Genomic DNA, 22,174 nt, shown 5'->3' on the forward strand with positions numbered 1-22,174 from the left:
TATGATTGCAAGGGGCGGCAGCTAAAAACTTGAGCTGCACTTTTGCGCCGCGACCTCAAAGAGGGCTGCAGTAATACCCGCCTGCCGCCGGTGATTTGAGCGAATGTCCGCTGCGCGCTCCGGTGTGAACTGACCGCTGGCAAAGCGAACAATACATCTATATGATTATTATGATTGCGCAAAGCTTAAGTCGATATGCATAGCTTTAGCTATCGCTAGCTCGGCTTCAAACAAAAATATGAGCGCGAAAAGGACGGATCATGTCTGAAAAAAGCAGTGCAGCCTCAGGCGGCTTAGCCGCGGCCAGCCTGGATACAGGGCGCGGTTTCGAAAGTCGCCGCGCCGTCATCACGCTTATTCTGTTGACGCTTGCTTACACCTGTGTCGCCTTGGATAGAGCGATCATCTCGGTCGTTCTCCAACCGATCAAGCTTGAGTTTGCGCTCAGCGATTCACAACTGGGCATGCTGCCTCTGGCCTTTTCGCTTTTCTTCGTCGCCGCTGGCATTCCGCTGGGGATTTTGGCCGATCGCATTAACCGACGCAGCATTATAGCCGGCAGTCTGCTGGCCTTCAGCCTCGCGACTGCCTTGTGCGGTGCCGCGCAAAGCTTTGTACATCTTTTATTGGCGCGGATCGGCGTCGGAGCAGGGGAGGCCGGCAGTGGCCCCGCCGGTATGTCGATGATTTCCGATCTATTTCCGGACCGACAGCGTGCCAGAGCCTTGTCCTGTTATTACCTGGCAACGCCGGTTGGCATCATTCTTACATTCGTTGTCGGCGGCTATCTGGTAGGCCATTTTGGCTGGCGCATGACCTTCTTGGCTGCGGGGCTGCCAGGCGTGGTGCTGGCGATCGCAGTGCTGATTCTGATGCGCGAGCCTGTGCGCGAGCGCGAGGAAGACTCGACCGTCATCACCCGTAATGCGCCCGCTGTTCACCTTTGGGCCGTCGTGGTGCGGATGTCACGAGCGCCAGCGCTACGCAACCTCACGCTGGGTATTACACTGAATGCGATGGTTTCAGCGGCGATTCTCATTTGGTGCGCACCCTTTTTATTGCGCTCACACGGAATGCCGGTCGCTCACGCGGGCCTGGTGGTCGGTTTATTCTATGGTGCCGTGAGTGTTCTGGGGGTACTAGGGGGTGGGTTCATTGCTGACCGGCTGTCACGGCTTGGTCAAGTGTGGCGCACGCGACTTCTTTCCCTGGCGGCGTTGTTCTCTATTCCGACCTTGCTGGGAACTCTGCTGTTTCGCGACACCTTTTTGATGCTCGCCTCTTTCGCCGCCTGGGCGATTCTATCTTCCCTCTGGTACGGGCCTGCCTATGCGCTTACCCAATCATTGGTCGGCGTGCGCCAGCGCGCAACGGTGGCCAGTGTTCTATATCTGCTCACAAACCTGATCGGTGCCGGGCTTGGCCCGCAAGTGGTGGGTTTACTGAGCGACGTGCTCGCACCTCAGTTTGGTAGCCAGTCCCTTGCCTACGGTATGTCCATCATGGCTATAGGGCACCTATGGGCAATGTTTCACTTTTATCGAGCTGGCCGCACAGTAGAGCGAGAGTTGGGTGAGCAGCAACAATTTCAAGGAGCGCATTAAATGCCCGCGAGTACTGAATCGAACCAAAAAGACCTCCTGCCGATCAGCATTGTGCAGTGGATAGAGGAAGACCTGGGAGCGCGAATCTTGTCGGTAGCACCGCGGGCGGGCGGCGGGGCATCCCGTGAAGGTGCCATGCTGCGCGTTTCGTTCGCGCAAACCGGCGAAACAGATTGCTACCTGACTTATGATCTCCGAGACCCGGAAAACGCTGCCCGGCTCGCCGGCTTTGAAGCGGAGGCTTCCGCCATCAGTGCCATGCAAGGCACGGCCGTCACTGTGCCGCAGTTGCTGGCCTACGATGTGGGGCGTCGGGCAATGCTGACGGCGCGAGTGCCGGGAGAGGCGCGCTTTGATGTGCTAATTGATGAGGCATCCCGTCGCCAGGTTGCCTTTGACTTCATGCGTCAACTAGCGGCTCTCCACGCCATGGACGTCACACAATTACCACTGCGAGGGTTTGTCGAACCTGCGTCAGTGTCGATTCAGATCCGCGAACGGCTCAAGGCTCTGGCAGCCAAGCACGCTGAGGGAGCTGAGGATCCATTACTGGTCTTTGGGCTGCGTTGGCTTGAGGACAATGTACCGCAAGAGCCGACGCGCACCGTGCTGGTTCACGGAGATGCCGGGCCGGCCAACTTCCTGCACCATGAAGGTGAAGTGACTGCGATCCTTGATTGGGAAATGACCCATCTTGGCGATCCTATGGAGGATCTCGCCTGGATTGCCGTCCGTGATCTTTTCCAACCATTTGTAGCGCTTCCAGAGTGTTTCGCCGAGTACGTACGCGCCTCGGATGCGGCTATGGATATTCCTCGTGTTCGGTATCACCGTGCATATGCGCTGATTAATCTGGTGATCGACACTCACGCCGATCTTGTGCAAAACCAAGGTGCTTTCACCGGCATCTATGGCAATTACCTTATGTATTACACGCTGCATTGTCGTGTGCTGGTTGAGGGTATTGCCGAGGCGCTCGGTCTTGATCTGCCGGCCTTGGTACTGCCGGACTGCCCACCGGGTCAGCATGACCGTTCTTATGCTGTCGCGTTGCTTGAGCTCAGGGAGCAAGTGGTTCCGCGGGTCACTGACGAAGTTGCAGCCCATCGCATCAAATCAATGGCCCGGCTGGTCAAGTTCTGGCAAGCCTGCGACCGCTTTGGGGCTCAGTTTGAACGTGCCGAGATGAACGAGTTGGCCGAAGCACTCGACACTCCATTCTCAGACTTGCGTGAAGCTCGCCAAGCATTTGTCGAAGCTATCCGCGCACGGACTATTGATGAGGCTCGCATCGTTCGTCTTCTGGCTTTGCGTGTGCAGCGTGATACCGCCCTGATGGCTCCGGCCATGGGTGCACTTTCAACCCGCCAATTCGCCACACTGACCTGAATTTCGGAGACTGTATGAACGATCAGAACCTCGTTACGGCGCTCGATGACGATTTCCATGCGCCAGGCGATGACCCTTGGCAGACCGAAACCTGCTGGTTTTCGTTTAACGTTCCTGAGCGCGCGATGGCCGGGTGGATGTACGCCTGGATCCGTCCAAATATGAAAAATAGTGGCGGCGGAGTGTTCGTCTATGATCCCAGTGGCGTCAGCCCCTGGGAGTTGCCTTACTTCCAGTATCAGCACTGTCAGCCGTTGAAAGAAGAGAGGGATTTGCGCGACTTTACGTTTCCGCAAAACTATTCGGTGAAGATGATCGAGCCGCTCAAGCGCTATGAGCTGCACTATCAGGATCGCGAACATATCCGTCTGGATCTTCAATTTGACGCGATCATGGAGCCCCATCCGTTCCCTATGGGGGACCCGCCTTTCGTCAGCTCTTCTCATTTCGACCAGGCCGGCCGCGTGACAGGAGAAATGATGCTGCGCGGCGAGCGAATCGCGATTGATTGCATTGGCGTTCGAGATCGCTCGTGGGGGCCGCGCCTTGATCACCGAGGCAGCAGACTCGGTTATTCCTTCGGCACCATTTCCGAACGCGAAGGTTTCTGCGTATTTGTGCTGCCTGCAAAGCTGGACGCAGATGGATTCGAGGTCATCTACCACGGTTACCTGTTACGCGATGGGCGTCGCACCAGAATAGTCAGCGGGTCGCGCTCGGTTCAGCGCGACCCCTCGACTAATCACATTACCGCCATGCATATCCGTGCGCTGGACGAGGAGGGCAGGGAGCTCGTTGCGCATGGCACCGCATTATCGCGAATGATGATGAGCGTGCCGCGTGGCACCACCCTGAATACATTCCTGTCCTGGAGCATTGACGGAGTGAGCCAGCATGGGCACGGCGAGGATCAGGATGTCTGGCGCTATGACCAATGGCGAACTGCGATAGGCGCCTTGCGCAAGTGATCTGTTGCCAGCGGTGAAAACCCTGAGCATTACCCTCGAGAAAATGTGAGCAGGAGGACTTATGAGTTTGAAGTTGGATGGGCAAATCGTGGCAGTCACAGGGGCCTTCGGCATACTCGGTATGGCAGTTGCTGAGGAAATAGTCAGGCAAGGTGGCCGGGTAGCCATGATTGACCGAGCGGTCGAACCTGCCGGGATATTGCCAGCACTATTGGCCGATGCGCTTCTACTAGGAAATATCGATTTAACTTCCTACGAGTCAGCGCAGAAAGCCATAGGTCAAATTGTCTCGGAGCTAGGCGCCTTGGATGCTTTGGTCAATATCGCCGGTGGTTTTCGCTGGGAAACCTTGGCTGATGGGGATCTCGCCAGCTGGGATTTTCTCTACGCAATCAACTTGCGGACCGCCGCGACGGCAAGTAAGGCCGCTCTTGGAGCGCTGCTTAAGTCGAGCGCTGGGCGAATCGTCAATATAGGTGCGGGCGCCGCGTTGAAGTCCGGCATGGGGATGGGCGCCTACGCAGCCTCCAAAGCGGGCGTGGCTCGTTTGACCGAGAGTTTGTCCGAAGAATTGAAAGATAAGGGCATCACCGTCAACGCCGTGTTGCCAAGCATCATCGACACTCCACAAAATCGTGCTGATATGCCTGACGCCGAATTTGATCGCTGGGTTAAGCCCAACGATCTTGCGGCAGTAATATCATTTTTGCTTTCCCCTCAAGCAAGCGCCGTCACCGGCGCGCTAATTCCTGTTTCTGGCCGGGTCTAAGCATCCGGCCCCTAATCGATCTTGAAACGCGTTCAAAGCTCGTCCGCTTTTTTTCGTGAAATATCTGCCCAGCTCGTTTTCCAAAAGGGGCGGGCAGCGCATTTCCGTAGGCATTTCGTTGAGTCACCGTTTCGCTGAGCGAGCAGTAATTAAACATTGTCAGGATTTCTAGCTGACAGGTTGCCAGCTGGGTTTAATCATGATAATTATCTAAATCGTATATATGTTTTGGCTTGTTGCTCTGGTGACCCGGGGCGGAACGAAACGGAGCGAACGGTTGCTCCTTATCCTCAATAAAAAAAACAATGAGGTTCCTATGCGTCGTAATCTTCTGTGCCCAAACCGCTCGGTCGCTTCCTTGCCTTCTCTGCTGGCAATGACTATTGCTGCGGTAGGCTCTGGCCAAGCCTTGGCGTTCACGATCGATACAGGCAGTCCCGATATTAGTCTGCGACTCGACAATACGATTCGTTATAACGCCAGCGTACGTGTCGAAAAGCAGGACAAGGATATTGTCAGGAACAGGGCAGGTCTCTATGACGAGGGCGATCTGAAGTTTGACCGTGGTGACATGGTCCAGAATCGCGTCGACGTTCTGACAGAAATGGACATGGTCTACAAAAATAATTTGGGGTTTCGCGTGAGCGCCGCCAGCTGGTATGACGATGCCTACAAGAATGACAACGTCAAAGCCTATTCGGGTAATGGCCTGCAAACTAGCTACGACAACAATAACTATTCAGGTACGACCGAGCGGTACTACCGGGGTGTCTCAGGGGAGATCTTGGACGCATTTGTATTCGGTGGCTTCAACGCTGGGGATGTTCCTGTGAACGTCAAAGCTGGCCGTCATACCATTTATTGGGGGGAAGGTCTCCTGTTTCCAGGGCACGCGATTTCTTACTCGCAAGCTCCAATTGATGGTCGTAAGGCGGCAGCTACCCCGGGCTCCGAAACCAAAGAAGTTTTCCTGCCTGTCGGGCAGATCTCCACGCAGGCTCAGCTAACCAGCAACGTTTCGGTGGCCGCACAATATTTTTATGAATGGGAGTCTACTCGCGCACCCGAGGGCGGAACCTACCTTGGTGGTACTGACTTTGCGTTAGCTGGTCCTGATCGCTTTCCTTTGGTTCCTTCAGGCTCACCGTTAGGTGCATATAGTGCTCGTCGGTTAGATCCTAAAGAGCCAAGCAACGCAGGCAACTGGGGTGTGGCGTTGCGTTGGAACGCAGAAGCGATCGACACGACGCTTGGCTTCTACTATCGGGTATTCGATGATTACAACCCAGGTGGCCTGCAAACGGTGGGGAATTTTCTCGGTTTAGGTATCCCGGAAGGCTATCGTTTCGTTTATGTGGAAAACACCAAGCTTTACGGGATCAGTGCGGCCAAGCAGATCGGCTCAACTTCGGTAGGTTTGGATCTTTCGTACCGTCAGGGTACGGGGTTGGTTAGCTCGGGTATTTCGCCTGACAACAAACCGGCGATTGGTAATACCTGGCACATGTCATTGAGTGCCATCCAGCTGTTATCCCGTTCCGCCTTGTATGACACAGGTACTTGGCAAACCGAACTTGCAGTTAGCCACCTAGACAAAGTTACCGAAAACAAGAATCTGTTCAATGGCGACGGTTATGCCAGCTGTGCTGGAAAGGACAAATGGGACGGCTGTGCCACCCGGAATTTCGTCGCAGTGGCTAGCAATTTCACCCCACAATGGCTTCAGGTATTTCCTCGCGTCGACATTGAACTACCATTGACTGTGAATTACGGCATATACGGCAACGCCGCCGCGGGCGGTGGCAACCAGGGAGCGCTGACCTGGTCTAGCGGGATTCGCGCAATTTACGATCAACGTCATGAAGTGACATTGCGCTACACCGATCAGTACGCCCACACGAAATATGACGACACCACGGGCTATGTGACTGGAGGTAATGGCAGCGTGGGCCTGACTGACCGGGGTTATGTCTCGCTGACGCTGAAAACTGGTTTCTGATCGGTTTGGCCCATGTGGCTGGAACGAGGCTTTTAACGCTCCAGTCACATTCGCCATGAAAATTACAATAATTAGAATCGGAGATCTCCCATGACGCTGCGGCTAGCATTAGCATTTTGCTTGGCGGGACTCGTTGCTGTTCCGGCAGTAGCCGAAACTGCTCGTTTTGTCGATCCATTGGATCTTCCTTCCTCCTCCAGCAGAACCGCGTCGACGGACATGCTCATGGGCGTTACGGTCGCTGGTTCGACGGTGGTGGCTGTTGGTCCAGCGGGGCGGATTCTGCTGTCCGAGGACCAAGGGATAAAGTGGCGCCAAGTCGATAGTCCCGTTAGTAGTGATTTGACCGCTGTGTCATTTCCTACTGCTAAAACGGGGTGGGCTGTGGGTCACGATGGTGTGGTACTTCATACCGCCGATGGTGGCCTAACATGGAAACAGCAGTTGGATGGACGCGCTATCGCGACATTATTAGTGCCTTATTATCAAGCGCGAGCTAATGACGGTGACGACTCGTCGGTTCGGGTAATCGACGAGATGACCGCGCTGGCTTCAGAGCCCCCGGCGTTTCCACTTTTGGACGTCTGGTTTCGCAACGATCAAGAGGGTTTTATCGTCGGAGCATTCAACCTCATTCTACATACTCAAAATGGTGGGGTGAGCTGGGAGCCTTGGATGGAGCGGACCGACAATCCGCAGCGCTACCATCTGTATTCCATTCGGGGCGACGGGCATGAGTTATATATCGCAGGTGAGCTTGGATTGCTTCTACGGCTCGATCAGAACACCCAGCGTTTTACTGCGCTGGAGTCTCCCTACAAAGGAAGCTTCTTTGGGCTGATCGTGAAAGATCAACAAGTTCTCGCTTTCGGCCTGCGTGGCAATGCTTACGAAAGCGATGATGCTGGGCGGAACTGGCAAAAATTGATTAATCCTTCAGAGACCAGCCTAGTGGCTGGACAATATCTGGCGGATGGTTCGGCTCTGCTAATGGATCAGGACGGAAAACTGCTCTCGAACCGTGCAGTCGCTAGTGAATTGTCGAAGTTGCCATCGCTGGGCTCCATTCCCGCGTTTTCAATGACGCTAATCCCTGGAGCATCAAGCGTCGTCATCGTCGGCCCTGCGGGTGCCATTGCGTTTCCGTTTAGCGATAGCTGAGCGATTACTTGAACCAATTGTCTTGAGGAAATCAGCGTGGCTCTCGGAACGAAAGACACCAATACCTTTCCAGTGCTTGAAAATTTGGCAGCATTCAATGTCAACAGCGGCAGCTGGTTTGAACGATTAGTCTTCAACCACCGACCGGTGGTGATATTCCTCTGCGTTGTGGTCAGTGGTCTCCTCGGCTATTTCGCAACGCAAATTCAACTCAATGCCAGTTTCGAACGTGTTATCCCTAGCTCACATCCTTACATCCAAAACTATCTCAATAACCGAGGCGAGCTTCCCGGCTTGGGAAACAATATTCGGGTAGTGGTGGAAAACCGTGCCGGTGATATTTATAACGCCGAATATCTGGATGTCTTGCGACAGGTCAATGACAGCATTTTCCTGACACCTGGTTCGGATCGTTCATGGATGCGATCCATCTGGACCCCAATCGTCCGTTGGCGCAAAGTGACTGAGGAAGGCATTTCCGGTGGTCCAGTGATGCCGGCCACTTACAAGGGCGATGCGAAAAGCATCGATAGTTTGCGTCGAAACGTCGAAAATGCAGGACTGATTGGTTCGCTGATTTCTAATGACAGCCGTTCCAGCATGGTCATTGTTCCTTTGTTGGAACGTGATCCTACTACAGGTCAACCCCTGGATTACAGCAAGTATTCTACTCTGCTGGAACAGCGGGTTCGCTCGCTGGAAACTGACACTGTGAAGATTCACATTGTTGGATTTGCCAAGTTGGTGGGTGACTTGATTGATGGTCTTTTTCAGGTTTTGACTTTTTTCGCCATTTCGACTGCAATAGCCAGCGCTTTTGTTTATGCCTACACGCGTTGCGTTCGCAGTACCGTACTGTTGGTGGTAGTTTCGTTACTAGGCGTCGTTTGGATGCTTGGCCTGATGCGGCTCTTTGGATTCGATCTGGATCCCTATTCGATCCTGGGGCCATTTCTGATTTTTGCCATAGGCCTATCCCATGGTGCTCAGAAAATGAACGGGATACTTCAGGATGTCGGGCGGGGGACGCATAGATACATAGCTGCTCGCTATACATTTCGGCGCTTGTTCTTCACTGGACTGACAGCCTTGTTGGTCAATATTGTCGGTTTCGCCGTCATGATGGTCATCGATATCCCAGTCATTCGGGACTTGGCGATTACGACGAGTCTTGGCGTCACGGTGTTGATTTTTACAAAGTTGGTGCTAATTCCTGTTGCCCTGTCATACACCGGCGTGAGTGAGAAAGCTGCTGCGCGCGCTGTAAGGCAGGAACATAGAGAGCAAGGGGAACGTGACCCGGTAGGCAAGCTTTGGACAATCCTGACGCGTTTTACCGAAAGGCGCTTTGCAATCGTGGCCATTGTTGTCGCCGCGTGCCTGGGCAGTGGTGCGCTTCTAATCCGTTCCGAGCTGCGCGTTGGGGACCTTGATGCAGGAGCCCCAGAACTCAGGTCGGATTCACGTTACAACGGGGACATTGCCTTCATCACCCAACATTTTGGGCTTTCCAGCGACCAGTTCGCAGTAATTATCAAAACCCAGGAAGAAGGGTGCCGAATTTACGAGAACCTGTTAGAGATCAATCGACTGGAGATGCTGCTGCGGCAGACGCCTGGTGTTCAGACGACGCAGTCTTTGGCTGGGATGACACGCCTTATAACATCGGCGTCTTTTGAGGGAAATCCGAAATGGTTCACCATCAGTCGTGACCAACGTATCAATGATTCTGCAGTATCTGCAGCAATCGTGGCCGATCCTGGCATCACTAACTTGGGATGTTCGATTACCCCATTGGTGGCCTACCTCACAGATCACAAGGCCGATACGTTGACTCGGGTATTGGATACGGTAGAAAAGTTCGCGGCCGAACATGACAGCGACAAAATTCAGTTTCTGCCGGTAGCGGGTTCGGCAGGGATCGAGGTGGTGACCAACATGGTGGTTAAACACTCGTTCTGGACGATGCATTTCTTCCTTTATGGTGCTGTGACGCTTCTATGTCTCTTAACCTTCCGGTCCTGGCGGGCAACGCTTGTGGCGTTGATTCCTTTGGTGTTGACATCACTCTTATGTGAAGCCTTGATGGTCGTACTGGGCATTGGCATCAAAGTCGCGACATTGCCAGTCATTGCGCTTGGCGTGGGTGTGGGTGTGGACTATGCCCTTTATCTGCTGGGTGTTCAGCTGATGCTCCAACGACGGGGTGTCAGCTTGGCCGACTCATACCGGGGAGCTCTGGATTTTACAGGGAAGGTCGTAGCTCTGGTGGGGTTGACCATGGCTGCGGGCGTTGTGACCTGGGCATGGTCGCCTATCAAATTTCAGGCAGATATGGGAATTCTTCTGACCTTTATGTTCCTTTGGAACATGATTGGAGCACTGATCCTTATTCCTGCTCTTTCGCATTTTTTGCTTAAAGGAGTAGGTGATAATCCACCGGAATGTTTAGCACCTGCTTCCTTGGAGGAGGTCAAGCCAACAGAAATTCAGCGAAGGGTTCGCACGGCATAAAATTTCGGACCGAACTACGTTTTGAGTCAACGCCAAGTCGGGCGATATTGGTGAACTGGAAAGCAGAGTGCATCTGCTGTCGGTGCTAGCGTTCATCGTCCAGCCTTTGAACTAACGCCTGTGCGGCTTGCCAGAAAGTACGCCGAACAGGGCCGGACGAATTGCTCTTCATGCGTGCGACCTGTAACCAGCAGTCGTCGATATCGATAACACGTACGCTCTTGTAGCCGGGAGGAACTGACGAGCCTCCCAATACAGTAGCCAAAGCAATTCGTATGGGCGAGTTGCTGGCCGGGCTCGAGGCCGGTTCCTGGAGATCAACCTCGGGGAACTGCCCAATGACGACGTTCGCTGCCGATGTCTGATTTGCGATATCGTCATAGAGTTCAGGATTCAGGCGCCGGGGAAATACCGAGAGTGTACGTCCACGCAACTGCGCTATGCGAACGTGCGGCGCAGCGGCGAGGGGATCCCGCTGATCCAGGATTAAGTGAACGTAGACCTGGCAGATCGGTAACTTCTCGATGATGGTTTCATCAAGGTCGAAGCTGCCGATAAAAAATATCAGATCCAAAACGCCTTGTTGCAATCGCGAGATCAGACTCTCTGAAACTCCGTGCTCCACGGACACATCGTATCGATCTCCGAGTCGTGCACTCTGCAAAATTGCCAGAATCACTTCGTCTACGCCGCTTGGTGGCAAGCCGACGTATAACGAGTCTCTGGCCCGATTGCACAACGCTGTAACTTGGGCGAGTGTAATATCTGTCTGCCGACGCAGAGGCGCCGCCGCCTGCAGGAGTTCTTCGCCCCAAGAAGTCAACTTTAATTGGCGGCTTGTTCGATCAAACAAGCGAACACCGAGCTGGTCTTCCAATTTTCGTACTTGCGCCGATAACCAAGGCTGAGCGACGCCTAACTCCCGAGCGGCTAACGTAAATGACCCGGCTTCGGCAACTGCGGCAAACTCTACAAGCAGGCGTGCATCTTTAATCATTTGAAATGTGCCTGATGATGACTTGGGCGTTCAGTTTATGTGGGAAATCAGAAAATTAAATGCGGGCATTGCTGGTTCGAAGTGACTGCGACGGATCTCAAGCAGGCTGCATGTTATTTCATTGAGGGTCAATCATAAAAGCGGCTGCACCCGGCCCGCATAATAAATCCTTATAGTTTATCCACTCTAATTATTCGCCTGTTTCCCCCAACCCCGAGAAAATCATCCTGACCCCACCAATAAAAATCAGCGGTCTGTGGCCGTACGCCTGGCGAGCTGAAGGAGGATGAAATGTACGATGTTATGAAAGGGATCAAAGTTGTCGAAGTGGCCGAACATACCTTTGTGCCTGTTGCTGGTATGGTGCTGGCAGACTGGGGGGCTGATGTAATAAAGGTCGAAAGAGCTCAGGGGGGCGACGCTTCTCGTTACATCAAGCTGCCTGGCACCGACAGTGAGGTGAACCCGTACTTCGAAGTTGGCAACCGAGGCAAGCGTAGCATCGCGCTCGATCTGACTCAGGCGGAAGGCCGGGAGCAACTGCATCGTCTGCTCGATGGTGCAGACGTCTTTCTAACAAACATGCGTACAGCTGCGCGTCTCAAACTTGGTATTGAAGCGGGCACACTGATGGCTCGTTATCCCCGACTTATCTATGCCCGCGGCACGGCGTACGGGCTGCGCGGGGAGCTAAAGGATGCGGGGGGATTTGACTACCCCAGTGCCTGGTGCAGAGTGGGTGCGGCGCATTTGCAAACTCACTCGGGGGAGGCGCCACCTTGGCAACCTGGCTCCATCGGCGACCTGACAGGGGGCGTGACATTGGCTGGCGCTATCGCAGCTGCACTTTTCCGAAGAGAGCGCACCGGGTGCGGTGCTGTTGTTGACAACGCGTTGCTCATGGTGGGGACGTTCCTGATGTCTCAGCCATTATTGGCGACCGGAATTGGAGCGCCCCCTATGGCGACTCGCCCACAAGCGACACCAACACTGGCGCTTGCCAACAATTACCGAACGCGTGATGGGCGCTGGTTATCTTTATGCGTACTTTTTGATAGTTGGTGGCCTGATTTGGTGGCGCATTTAGAAAGCTTGTATTTGCTCGATGATTCGCGCTTCGCTGACAGCGAAGCGCGGCACACGCATCGGGACGCACTGACGGCAGAACTCAACACAATATTTGCGCGTCGCGATCTGGACGATTGGTGCGTCCGGCTACGTACTCTCAAAGGAGTTTGGTCGCCAGTCAGAACGCCATTAGAAGCACTGAATGATCCCCAGTCTTTGGTCAATGGATTCATTGGTACCGTGGACCGCTCCGATGGGGCGAGCTATCGGGCGGCAGTCTCGCCCGCACAATTTGATGAGTGCCATATTGGTGAATTACGCGCCGGCCCCCGTTTTGCGCAGCATACCGACGAAATACTTCGTGAACTTGGGGTTGATGAGGCTGAACTTGCTGCGCTGCGGGCGCGTTCGGCCATTCGCTGATCAATTTTCTGATCTCTTAGGCGTGAGCATCATCATGAATTTAAATACTCAAACACTGCGGGGTAGCGTGGGCCTTCCGCTCATCGTCGCCCCTATGTTTCTGGTTTCTGGCACCGAGCTGACTATTGCCGCCTGCAAGGCAGGTGTCATCGGCTCTTACCCAGTCGCCAATGCGCGCTCTGCAGAAGACGCCGAGCAAGCAATCCTGGACATCCGTCACGCGCTGGAGCAAGAGCGACGTGAACATCCACAACGACCCTCTGCGCCCTATGCGGTAAACCTGGTCGTTCACGATGAAAGCAAACCGCGATTTATTGCTGATTTCGAAACAGTGCAACGCCATAAAGTACCGCTTGTCATCACCAGTGTCGGTGACCCAAAAAATGTCGTCGCTAAAATACATGCCTATGGGGGACTGGTGTTTCACGACGTTGCCAATCTGAAACACGCGCGTAAAGCCATTGAGGCGGGGGTTGACGGGCTCATTTTGTTGACAGCGGGCGCGGGTGGGCACACGGGTACAATGAATCCCTTCGCGTTTGTCGAGCAAGTCAGGCGTATCTGGCAGGGCGTGATTGTCCTCGCGGGCGGCATCAGCGAAGGTCGCTCTATCCGAGCGGCCGAGATAATGGGCGCCGACTATGCCTACATGGGCACGCGTTTCAGCGCTACTGAGGAATCGCTGGCGTCAGCCGAATACAAAGCGCTGTTGGTTTCACAGCAAGCTGCAGATGTGATGGTCACTGAATGCATTTCTGGCTTCAACGCCACATTCATGCGCGGCTCGATCATTGCTGCCGGGCTCGATCCGGACAGTCTGCCGCCGCGCAAAGGCTTGTTTCAGCCTGATTTGCCTGAGCCAATCAAGGCCTGGCGGGATGTCTGGAGCGCGGGGCACGGAGTTGGCTCAATCGACGATGTGCCAGCTGTCGCGAGTTTGGTTGAGCGTCTGCGAGGTGAGTATGACCAAGCCACCCTTTGAACCCGTGGCCCACTGTGATCAAGATATTAGCGTATTACGTCCCTACCCGCAGATCACTGCTGGAACAGAAGAGTTCTGGAGCGCCGGCGCGCTGGGGCTACTGAAGCTGCAACGGTGTCAGTCTTGCAGCTGTTTCATCCATCCCCCCGCGCCGCTGTGTCCGCGCTGCTTGAGTGATGAAGTTGAACTCACTACTGTAAGTGGCCGGGCCCACGTTGCCACTTTCACTGTTAATCACCACCTTTGGCATCCTGCATTCACTCCACCCTACATCCTCGCGATCGTGGAGTTTGATGACGCGCCAGGCGTGCGTCTGACCACACGATTGATTGGCGTTGAAATTTCCGAGGTTCGCATCGGGCTTCCCGTGCGAGTTTGCTTTGAACAGGTCGGGCCAACCTGGCTCCCGTTGTTCACGCCGGAGGTCGAATGAGCGCAAAAGTCGAAAGCGAGGTCCGGCTCACCGGAATCGGCATGTCGAAAATCGGCCGCCGGCTGGGTGGCGATCCCCGCGCGCTCGCAGCGCAGGCATGTCTCAATGCCATCAGCGACGCCGGACTTGAGCGCAAGGATATTGACGGGTTGTCTTCGCACCCTGGGCCGCTTAGCGCTGATGGGTATAGCGGTGCCGGGATTTCCGACATTGAAGAACTGTTTCGCTTTCAACCCCGATGGTTTAACTCTGGCCATGAAATGGCTGGTCATACGGGCGCGCTGGTACAGGCAACGCTCGCGTTAGCGGCGGGTTTGTGTCGACATGCGCTTATTTTTCGTGCGACCTGGGAGTCGACCGCCCAAAGTCTGCAACGAGCCGGAGATGGGCAGAGCGCAAGCCGCATTATCTGTGGAGATGACCGATGGCGAGCGCCTTTCGGCGCATTCTCAGCGGCAAACTGGATCAGTCTCTACGCAACGCGACATTTTCATCGTTATGGCACGACGCGTGAACAACTGGGCGCGATTGCTCTAAACGCTCGTGCTAATGCGCAACTGAATGAATCAGCAATTTACCGTAACCCAATGTCGATGGACGACTATCTATCTGCACGGATGATTTCCTCTCCTTTTGGACTTTATGATTGCGATGTGCCTTGTGATGGTGCCGTGGCACTCGTGTTGTCACGGGCTGATGCGGCTCTAGACACCCGACGCCCCAATCCCTTAAAGATCGAGGCGATCGGAACAGCGACCAGCGAGCGCTGGAGCTGGGATCAGGGTAACCTTGATCATGAGCCGCTAATTCGCGGGGCGTGTGACTCGATGTGGGCTAGGACAGATCTGAAGCCGGCAGATGTGGATCTGGCGCAGCTCTATGATGGATTCACGTTCAATGCATTGTGCTGGATTGAGTTGTTGGGATTTTGTCCTGAGGGTGAAGGCGGCAGATTCGTCGAGGGCGGTAAACGAATCTCGCTCAGCGGCGAGTTGCCACTCAATACCGGCGGCGGCCAACTGTCAGGGGGTCGACTTCAAGGTTTCGGGCTTTTACATGAAGCCTGCCAGCAGCTATGGGGCGAGTCGGGCGCCCGCCAGGTCGGCGGCAATCCGCAAGTAGCGGTGGTGTCTACAGGCGGGGGAGCTCCCGGAGGGGCACTGTTACTGACAGTTTGACGTTCAGCCTGCCACCCTCGGCTCGGTACGCGGAGCGTTGGCGGATCAAGTCCCTAAAAGGTGAAGCATATGTTGATTTTCCAGGTAATACCTAACTATGCGTTGCAAGGTTAATATTGGGCAAGCGTTGCATCCAGCTGATTTCGCGTGAGTACCTTGTGGTGTCAATTGCTCAAGCATCTTGGGTTGCAGAGTGCATTTGGCATACTTCCAGCCTTGCTCGGAGCCAGCGCCTGAAGATCAGACACTGCACCGCTAGCCCGCCGCAATCTATGATGATACCAGCGATTCAAGCAGACGCACTGGCTCGGCAACGCCAAGATGCGTGGCGGCGATCCAGCCTGTCGGCGCTGATTGAAAACTGACCCACCGGGAATGCGGACTGAAATTAGTCAAGGTGGATTGCTGGTTTTTGCATCCGCAGTGCGGATAGGCGGTCAATCTTACTGGCTTTAAGGGAATCTTTACGCGAGTGGAGCACTGGCAGACGTCGCAGACTCTTGCCGACTTTTTCAACAGAATCAGCCATAAGTGGACGACGAGCCATTCCCGAATATCCTGAATTATCTCGCTGACTATAATTGCCCTATAAGCCTCGTCATAGCAGCATTAGGTTCAGTAGAAGCATCTGAAAAATCACCATCACTATCGCCCAGAACACATTCCAGTGCTGGAAACTGCTTCGCCAAGACTAACTGTTAGAATTGCGCTGGTTTAGTGATCAGGCCCTTGAGAAGCTGCATGAACGAAGAATGGACCGAAGAAGAGATGCGCCAAGCTTTATTCGGCAATGCTGAAATATCTGCGCCGGTTAGCACCGCCCCCGTGGAAGAAATCCAGCCGGACGTCGCTGCCGTACCCTTATCAAAGGTGGCGAAAAAGAAGGTCCCCAAAGCCTGTACCCCGAGGCTTCTGGTGACCCTCCGTGTGGGCAATGAGTTTGAAGGAACGACGCTTAAGATCTCTATGAAGCCGATACTCTGAGTACGCTGCTGGCAGAGCAGGAAGCCACCAAAGCAGCCAGGAAAAAATTCCGTTATGTAGAAGTGGTATCGGTCAAGTCGATGTAAGTCACGCTTCCCAGCAGGCGCCAAGCAAGTCTCTTGTTCGCCGATTGCTGCCCTCGCGAACGGTTGAGTCCACATCCCATACGGACTTTCGCCGCCGGATCAGTGCCCAAACGCCGCCGCTCAGATGTGCCGTTCGCATTTGCCCGTTTGAAGATTAGGTAAAGCGCGCCGGCACGATTCAGGGTGTAGCTAAGTCGCTCGACTTCGGCGTCAGAACTATCGCGCCGCCGATCACTTCAATGGTCAGTACGTCGCCGATGCTCAGTCCTAAACTGGCCAGTAGGTCCGGCGGCAAGTCAATGATGACGTCGCCACTTCCATCGGCAGGATCTTGGCATTTCACTGTCCAGCGCTGGGCTTCGGTCATGACGTTACTCACACTTTGGTCTTGGCGGGCATGATTCATTATGCTCGCAATGTCTTCGCCAGTTGAAGCCTGATGCTGACCGCTGATGGCCGCTTCGTGCCGGTCGTGACCGACAGAAATCGACCCATGACTGCCGGTGACGACCGGTTGGATCCACAGTGGCTTCACAACGTAGGCCTTTCATAAAAGGCGCCGATGCTGCCGTTTTTGGGTTTAGCAATACGGCTGGCAATGGTTGGCTGATTTCATTTTTAATGAATTCAGTTTCATTTCTAATGAATTTCGACGGCCAGGAGCTCCAGTTGCTGGCACATCAGCAGGCGATTGGCCGCGTGGTTGTCGACCACCAGCACATTCAATGGGACCGTGGCGCAGTGGATGGGCGGCTCGGCTGTTTGCTTCCTGGATTCGCGAGGCAGTGTGGGTAACGGCAATGAAAGCCTTACCCGGGTACCGACGCCCGGCTGGCTGCTCAACTGCAGGCTGCCGTTCATCATTTCGCACAGGCTACGGCGGATCACCAGGACAAGCCCGGCACCGCCCCAGGCCAACTGTCCGGCCTTGCCAGCCTGGGCGAAAGGTTCGAACAGGCGTTGCTGTTCCTCATCGCTGATCGCCGGGCCACTTGCTTCGACCAGCAGGAGCATTTGAACCTGATCAGTTTCGCCGGTCAGGTGCAGGGCGACAATTATCCTGATCTGGCCGTGCTCGGTGAACTTGATGGCATTGCTAATCAGGTTCGACAACACCTGCTTGAAGCGCAAGGGATCGAGCAACACGTCGATCGTCGGGTTGGCCGGGTTGAGTTCCAGTTGCAGTTCCTGCCCCTTCTGCCTGGCCAGGCCGTCGAAGATACGCGCCACCGACGCCACGAATTCCTCTGGATTGACCCGTTCCGGATTCAGGCTCAGGTGCCCGGACTCGATGCGGGCATATATCGAGGATGTCCCCGATCAGTTCCAGAAGGTCCTTCGTCGAGTGGTAGGCCACATCGATGGCAGGACGAAGATCGTCAACTGGCGACCGCCAATGTGCAGCGCACAGTCACAAGTGCAAGTTTGCTGAGGATCATGAAATAACAGGCCAGCCTTCTCCGCTGCAAGCAGTTGCTTGCTTGGAGTGAGGTATAACTTACCGGATTAGGCTGGAACTGCTGCTTGGAATCCCTTTAAGTGACTCAGGTGAAGACATTCACAAGCTTATTGAAGCTGGTTTCTCTCCCAGTAGAGTTGAAGCCCTTTGCCAGCTTGGAGTGCTAAATCGGATAGAGCGCAATCAGATCATTTCTCTTAAAACGCTCAATTCGAGGTTAGCACGTGAGCTGCAGCTCACGGTGCACGAAAGTGATCGATTGTTCCGAGTCATCCACATCACTGCTATGGCGTTCGCGCTTTTGGTGACGGTGAAAAAGCTAAGCGTTGGCTTTCCAAACCTAAAAAACGCTTTCCGGAATGAGCCCAATGAAGATGCTCACCACCACGCAGGGCACGCGTTTGGTAGAGGAAATGCTCATCCAAGGGGCAGAGACATTTGCATTTTAATCCTGTAAAGGCCAGGCAGAGTCTTCCATGCGAAAGGACGTGGATTCGCCGACGCGGGGTTGTAAAGAATTTCAGCTTTTTTCTCATGAAACTTTACGTAATGATGGATTTGGGTGATGAATTGATCAGTATGTAGCTGATTTTATAGGTAATAATTTTACAAGCTACCTCTGTGGTAGCATTAAGCATTCTGACTCAATCCGCCAGGCCTGTTTCCCGGGCGCCCTGAGATTTCCCCGACCTGTTGCGCAATGACCGCCCTGACCTAAGCTTGGGACAAGGCGAAACATATTTGCGGTTCGTCATCCGGAACGATCGCCGCGATGCGCAATCATTAGAGCGTGGATATCAAAAGGAGATGCGCATGCTCATCAGGTCATTGACCCTGGCTACTTTGCTGGCGATTGCCGGCCCCTTGTTCGCCGCTGATGGCGACTCACCGCTGGACATGGACAAGGGCAGGGCCAGGCCACTGATTGTCATCGCTCCAAGCACTGTCGATCCAACGTGGGTCAGCCTGAAAAAGTCGCTGGATGAACCGGCCAATCGCAAGGGCTTCACCGACCGCAGCATGGTGCTCTACACCGTGCTCAACCTGATGGGCCAACGCGATGGCAAGGACATGGGGCCACAGGACACGGCGGCGCTGATCCGCTCGCTGAAATTGGGTGCCGGCGCCAAGACCAAGGTGATCCTGGTCGGCAAGGATGGCGAGAAGAAGCTTGAACAGTCGGACACGATCAAGCTGGAAGATATCTTCAGCGCCGTTGATCAACTGCCAGCCGCCGAGAAAGAATTTACCGCGGCCGTGGTGACGCCGGCTCCCGAAGCCGAGCCAGCGGCCAAGGGCACCAAGGGCACAAAACCAGGCAAGTCAGCCAAGTCAGCCAAGCCGGCCAAACCCGCAGAACAACCAGACGATTAATTCAACATCAATAAACACAACCCTGTAGGAGCAAGCTCGCTCGCGAAAGCGGTGTATCAGGACATACAAATGTCGACTGACACCACGCCTTCCCGAGCAAGCTCGCCGCGCCAGTGCGCATGCATTGCGCCGATGAATCTTGTGTCAAACGCATAAGGGTGACGGGGCGTCACCCTTACCAGGCCGTCTTATTGCGCCAGCGCATTCAATATCCGATGAGCCACCTTGACCCGCTCCGCATTCGGATAGTTTTTGTTGGCCAGCATCACAATGCCGATGTCTTTCGAGGGCACGAACACCACGTAGGCGCCGAAGCCACCGGTTGAGCCAGTCTTGTTGATCAGCACGTCCTGCGGCTGCGCTTGCGGCGGGTTCAGCCACTGCACTTTATGCGCCTGAATGGCCATCGGCGTGGAGTTGCCGTCGAGCAAACGATCCTGGGTGATCGGGTAGCGGTACATCTCCCAGCCCAGGCCCTGGGTCAAGTCGCCAACGGTGTAGTAACCGCTGTGCGTCAGGGCGATGGCTTGCTGCAACGGCTGTTCCAGTGATGCGGGTTTCAGATTGGCGTTGACATAGGCCAGCAGGTCGGCAGCGCTGGTCTTCACCCCGTACGCCTCGGAATCCAGCGCCCCGGGGTTGACGCGCACCGGATGGCCGTCGTTGTCATAGCCTTGGGCGTAACGCGCCATCTGGTCTTTGGGCACGTGCAGGTAGGTGTGTTGCAAACCCAGTTTCGGCAGCAGGGTTTTCTCCATCAGCTCATCGAACGGCTGGCCCAGGCTATGGGCGGCGAGGTAGCCGAACAGGCCGATGCTGGGGTTTGAATACAGGCGCTGGCTGCCGGCGGGATAGAGCGGTTTCCACTGTTTGAAATAACCGAGCATCTTGTCGGCGGAGTCAGCCTCAGCAGGGAATTGCAGCGGCAAACCACCGGCGCTGTAGGTGCCCAGTTGCAACACGCTGATGTGGTCGAACGCGCTGCCGCGCAACGCCGGCAGCACTTGGCTGGCGTTGTCGTTGAGTGACAGTTTGCCGGTGGCCTGGGCATAAGCGGCGAGCGTGGCGGTAAACGTCTTGCTGACGGAGCCGATTTCGAACAGGGTGTCTTGGGTCACCCGGCTGCCGGTGTCTTTGGAGGCGACGCCATAATTGAAGTAATGCGCCTGGCCGTTGACGGTGACCGCCACGGCCATGCCTTGAATACCCTCGGCTTGCATCACCGGTTGTACAGCGGCGTTCACTACTGTCTCGATTTGATCCTGCGCCACGCACTGGCCTGCGGCGAATATCGCCATGCAAGCGGCGATGGTATTCAGCCTGTCCATGTTGGTTCATCCGTCGTTGATTCGGTTGCGCGTCATTTTAGGGGCTTAAGCGCCATGCTCCGAGCGCTTTTTAAAATCGGCCGCCAACAGGCGGCCACGCGCAACCGTTGATTCAACGCACCAGGCACGGCCGCTTGTTGTCGAACTTCCAGCCCGGAATCAAAAACTGCATCGCCACACTGTCATCCCGCGCGCCCAGGCCCATGCCTTTGTAGAGTTCGTGGGCCTTGGCGACCTGATCCATGTCCAGTTCCACCCCCAGCCCCGGTTTCTGCGGCACCTGCACGCAGCCGTCGACGATTTGCAGTGGGGCCTTGGTCAGGCGCTGGCCGTCCTGCCAGATCCAGTGGGTGTCGATGGCGGTGATCTCGCCCGGCGCGGCCGCCGCGACATGGGTGAACATCGCCAGGGAGATGTCGAAGTGGTTGTTGGAGTGCGAACCCCAGGTCAGGCCCCACTCGTGGCACATCTGCGCCACGCGCACCGAGCCTTGCATAGTCCAGAAGTGCGGGTCGGCCAACGGAATATCGACCGACTGCAACTGGATCGCGTGGCCCATCTCGCGCCAGTCGGTGGCGATCATGTTGGTTGCGGTTTTCAGGCCCGTGGCCCGGCGGAACTCGGCCATGACTTCGCGTCCCGAATAACCGTTTTCCGCGCCGCACGGGTCTTCGGCATAGGCCAGTATGCGGTGCTGGTCGCGGCACAAACGGATCGCTTCTTTCAGCGACCAGGCACCATTGGGGTCGAGGGTGATGCGTGCATCGGGGAAACGTTCGGCGAGGGCGGTGACCGCTTCGATTTCGGCGTCGCCGCTGAGCACACCGCCCTTGAGTTTGAAGTCCTTGAAGCCGTAACGGGCATGGGCCGCCTCGGCCAGCCGCACCACCGCGTCGGCGGTCATGGCTTGCTCGTGGCGCACGCGGAACCAGTCGTTGTCGGCTTCCGGTTCGCTGCGGTAGGCGAGGTCGGTTTCGTTGCGGTCGCCGACATAAAACAGATAACCCAGCATCTTCACTTCATCGCGCTGTTGGCCTTCACCGAGCAGGGCGGCCACCGGCACGTCCAGGTGCTGGCCGAGCAAATCGAGCAAGGCGGCTTCAAGGCCGGTGACGGCGTGGATGGTGATGCGCAGGTCGAAAGTCTGCAAACCGCGGCCACCGGCATCGCGGTCGGCGAAGGTCTGGCGTACCTGATTGAGGATCTTCTGATATGTGCCAATCGGACTGCCGACCACCAGGCTGCGCGCATCTTCGAGGGTCTGGCGAATGCGCTCGCCCCCCGGCACTTCGCCGACGCCGGTGTGACCGGCGTTGTCCTTGAGAATCACGATATTGCGGGTGAAAAACGGGCCGTGGGCGCCGCTCAGATTGAGCAGCATGCCATCGTGGCCGGCCACTGGAACAATCTGCATGCTGGTGATGATCGGGGCCTTGGCGATGTCTTGTGCGGTCATTT

General features: G+C 55.4%; 16 protein-coding genes and 2 pseudogenes. 13 read left to right on the forward strand and 5 right to left on the reverse strand.

The features are described 5' to 3' along the window. Positions 1-260: 260 nt before the first annotated feature. The 7 genes from J1D76_RS13350 (at position 261) to J1D76_RS13380 (ending at position 10,404) form a co-directional block, all read left to right on the forward strand. The gene (locus J1D76_RS13350; RefSeq protein WP_421138756.1) at positions 261-1,604 is read left to right on the forward strand and encodes a spinster family MFS transporter; all 1,344 of its coding nucleotides are present in this window, start codon (positions 261-263) and stop codon (positions 1,602-1,604) included. Then, the gene (locus J1D76_RS13355; RefSeq protein ID WP_421138757.1) at positions 1,605-2,993 is read left to right on the forward strand and encodes a phosphotransferase family protein; all 1,389 of its coding nucleotides are present in this window, start codon (positions 1,605-1,607) and stop codon (positions 2,991-2,993) included. Positions 2,994-3,007: 14 nt separating this feature from the next. Continuing rightward, positions 3,008-3,961 (forward strand): DUF7065 domain-containing protein, encoded by a 954-nt coding sequence (locus tag J1D76_RS13360; protein ID WP_421138758.1) that lies wholly within the window; start codon positions 3,008-3,010, stop codon positions 3,959-3,961. A 61-nt stretch (positions 3,962-4,022) separates the two neighbouring features. Then, positions 4,023-4,730 carry an SDR family NAD(P)-dependent oxidoreductase gene (locus J1D76_RS13365; protein ID WP_421138759.1) on the forward strand — a complete coding sequence of 236 codons (708 nt, stop codon included), beginning with the start codon at positions 4,023-4,025 and terminating at the stop codon, positions 4,728-4,730. Positions 4,731-5,007: 277 nt separating this feature from the next. Continuing rightward, the gene (locus J1D76_RS13370; protein WP_421138760.1) at positions 5,008-6,729 is read left to right on the forward strand and encodes a DUF1302 domain-containing protein; all 1,722 of its coding nucleotides are present in this window, start codon (positions 5,008-5,010) and stop codon (positions 6,727-6,729) included. 90 nt (positions 6,730-6,819) lie between these two features. Then, positions 6,820-7,890 (forward strand): WD40/YVTN/BNR-like repeat-containing protein, encoded by a 1,071-nt coding sequence (locus tag J1D76_RS13375; protein ID WP_421138761.1) that lies wholly within the window; start codon positions 6,820-6,822, stop codon positions 7,888-7,890. A 36-nt stretch (positions 7,891-7,926) separates the two neighbouring features. Further along, on the forward strand, positions 7,927-10,404 hold the full coding sequence (locus J1D76_RS13380; protein ID WP_421138762.1) for an efflux RND transporter permease subunit: 2,478 nt from the start codon (positions 7,927-7,929) through the stop codon (positions 10,402-10,404). An 85-nt stretch (positions 10,405-10,489) separates the two neighbouring features. Here J1D76_RS13380 and J1D76_RS13385 read toward each other — a convergent pair whose 3' ends face one another. After that, complete coding sequence (locus tag J1D76_RS13385; protein ID WP_421138763.1) at positions 10,490-11,401, reverse strand: LysR family transcriptional regulator; 912 nt, start codon at positions 11,399-11,401, stop codon at positions 10,490-10,492. Positions 11,402-11,692: 291 nt separating this feature from the next. Here J1D76_RS13385 and J1D76_RS13390 point away from each other — a divergent pair, with 291 nt between their 5' ends. The 5 genes and pseudogenes from J1D76_RS13390 (at position 11,693) to J1D76_RS13410 (ending at position 16,555) form a co-directional block, all read left to right on the forward strand. Next, the gene (locus J1D76_RS13390) at positions 11,693-12,892 is read left to right on the forward strand and encodes a CaiB/BaiF CoA transferase family protein (RefSeq protein WP_421138764.1); all 1,200 of its coding nucleotides are present in this window, start codon (positions 11,693-11,695) and stop codon (positions 12,890-12,892) included. 34 nt (positions 12,893-12,926) lie between these two features. Further along, on the forward strand, positions 12,927-13,874 hold the full coding sequence (locus tag J1D76_RS13395) for an NAD(P)H-dependent flavin oxidoreductase (RefSeq protein ID WP_421138765.1): 948 nt from the start codon (positions 12,927-12,929) through the stop codon (positions 13,872-13,874). Next, on the forward strand, positions 13,855-14,307 hold the full coding sequence (locus tag J1D76_RS13400; protein WP_421138766.1) for a Zn-ribbon domain-containing OB-fold protein: 453 nt from the start codon (positions 13,855-13,857) through the stop codon (positions 14,305-14,307). The genes J1D76_RS13395 and J1D76_RS13400 overlap by 20 nt, the downstream gene beginning before the upstream one ends. Next, the gene (locus tag J1D76_RS13405) at positions 14,304-15,485 is read left to right on the forward strand and encodes a thiolase family protein (protein ID WP_421138767.1); all 1,182 of its coding nucleotides are present in this window, start codon (positions 14,304-14,306) and stop codon (positions 15,483-15,485) included. The genes J1D76_RS13400 and J1D76_RS13405 overlap by 4 nt, the downstream gene beginning before the upstream one ends. Before the next feature lie 741 nt (positions 15,486-16,226). Continuing rightward, positions 16,227-16,555: pseudogene (locus J1D76_RS13410) on the forward strand (hypothetical protein). 178 nt (positions 16,556-16,733) lie between these two features. Here J1D76_RS13410 and J1D76_RS13415 read toward each other — a convergent pair. Further along, on the reverse strand, positions 16,734-17,090 hold the full coding sequence (locus J1D76_RS13415) for an AbrB/MazE/SpoVT family DNA-binding domain-containing protein (RefSeq protein WP_421138768.1): 357 nt from the start codon (positions 17,088-17,090) through the stop codon (positions 16,734-16,736). Positions 17,091-17,212: 122 nt separating this feature from the next. Continuing rightward, positions 17,213-17,927: pseudogene (locus tag J1D76_RS13420) on the reverse strand (sensor histidine kinase); the annotation flags it as partial. 900 nt (positions 17,928-18,827) lie between these two features. Between J1D76_RS13420 and J1D76_RS13425 the strand changes: the two are divergent. After that, a complete protein-coding gene (locus J1D76_RS13425) occupies positions 18,828-19,388 on the forward strand; it encodes a DUF4174 domain-containing protein (protein ID WP_421138769.1) in 561 nt (186 codons plus the stop codon). Between the two features lie 188 nt (positions 19,389-19,576). On the opposite strand, the gene ampC is transcribed toward J1D76_RS13425, so the two are convergent. Next, a complete protein-coding gene (gene ampC / locus J1D76_RS13430; protein ID WP_421138838.1) occupies positions 19,577-20,686 on the reverse strand; it encodes a class C beta-lactamase in 1,110 nt (369 codons plus the stop codon). A gap of 142 nt (positions 20,687-20,828) precedes the next feature. Continuing rightward, positions 20,829-22,172 (reverse strand): glucarate dehydratase, encoded by a 1,344-nt coding sequence (gene gudD / locus J1D76_RS13435; RefSeq protein WP_421138770.1) that lies wholly within the window; start codon positions 22,170-22,172, stop codon positions 20,829-20,831. Positions 22,173-22,174 lie beyond the last annotated feature (2 nt).

The organism is Pseudomonas sp. NFX15 (assembly GCF_049132105.1).
Lineage (GTDB): Bacteria > Pseudomonadota > Gammaproteobacteria > Pseudomonadales > Pseudomonadaceae > Aquipseudomonas.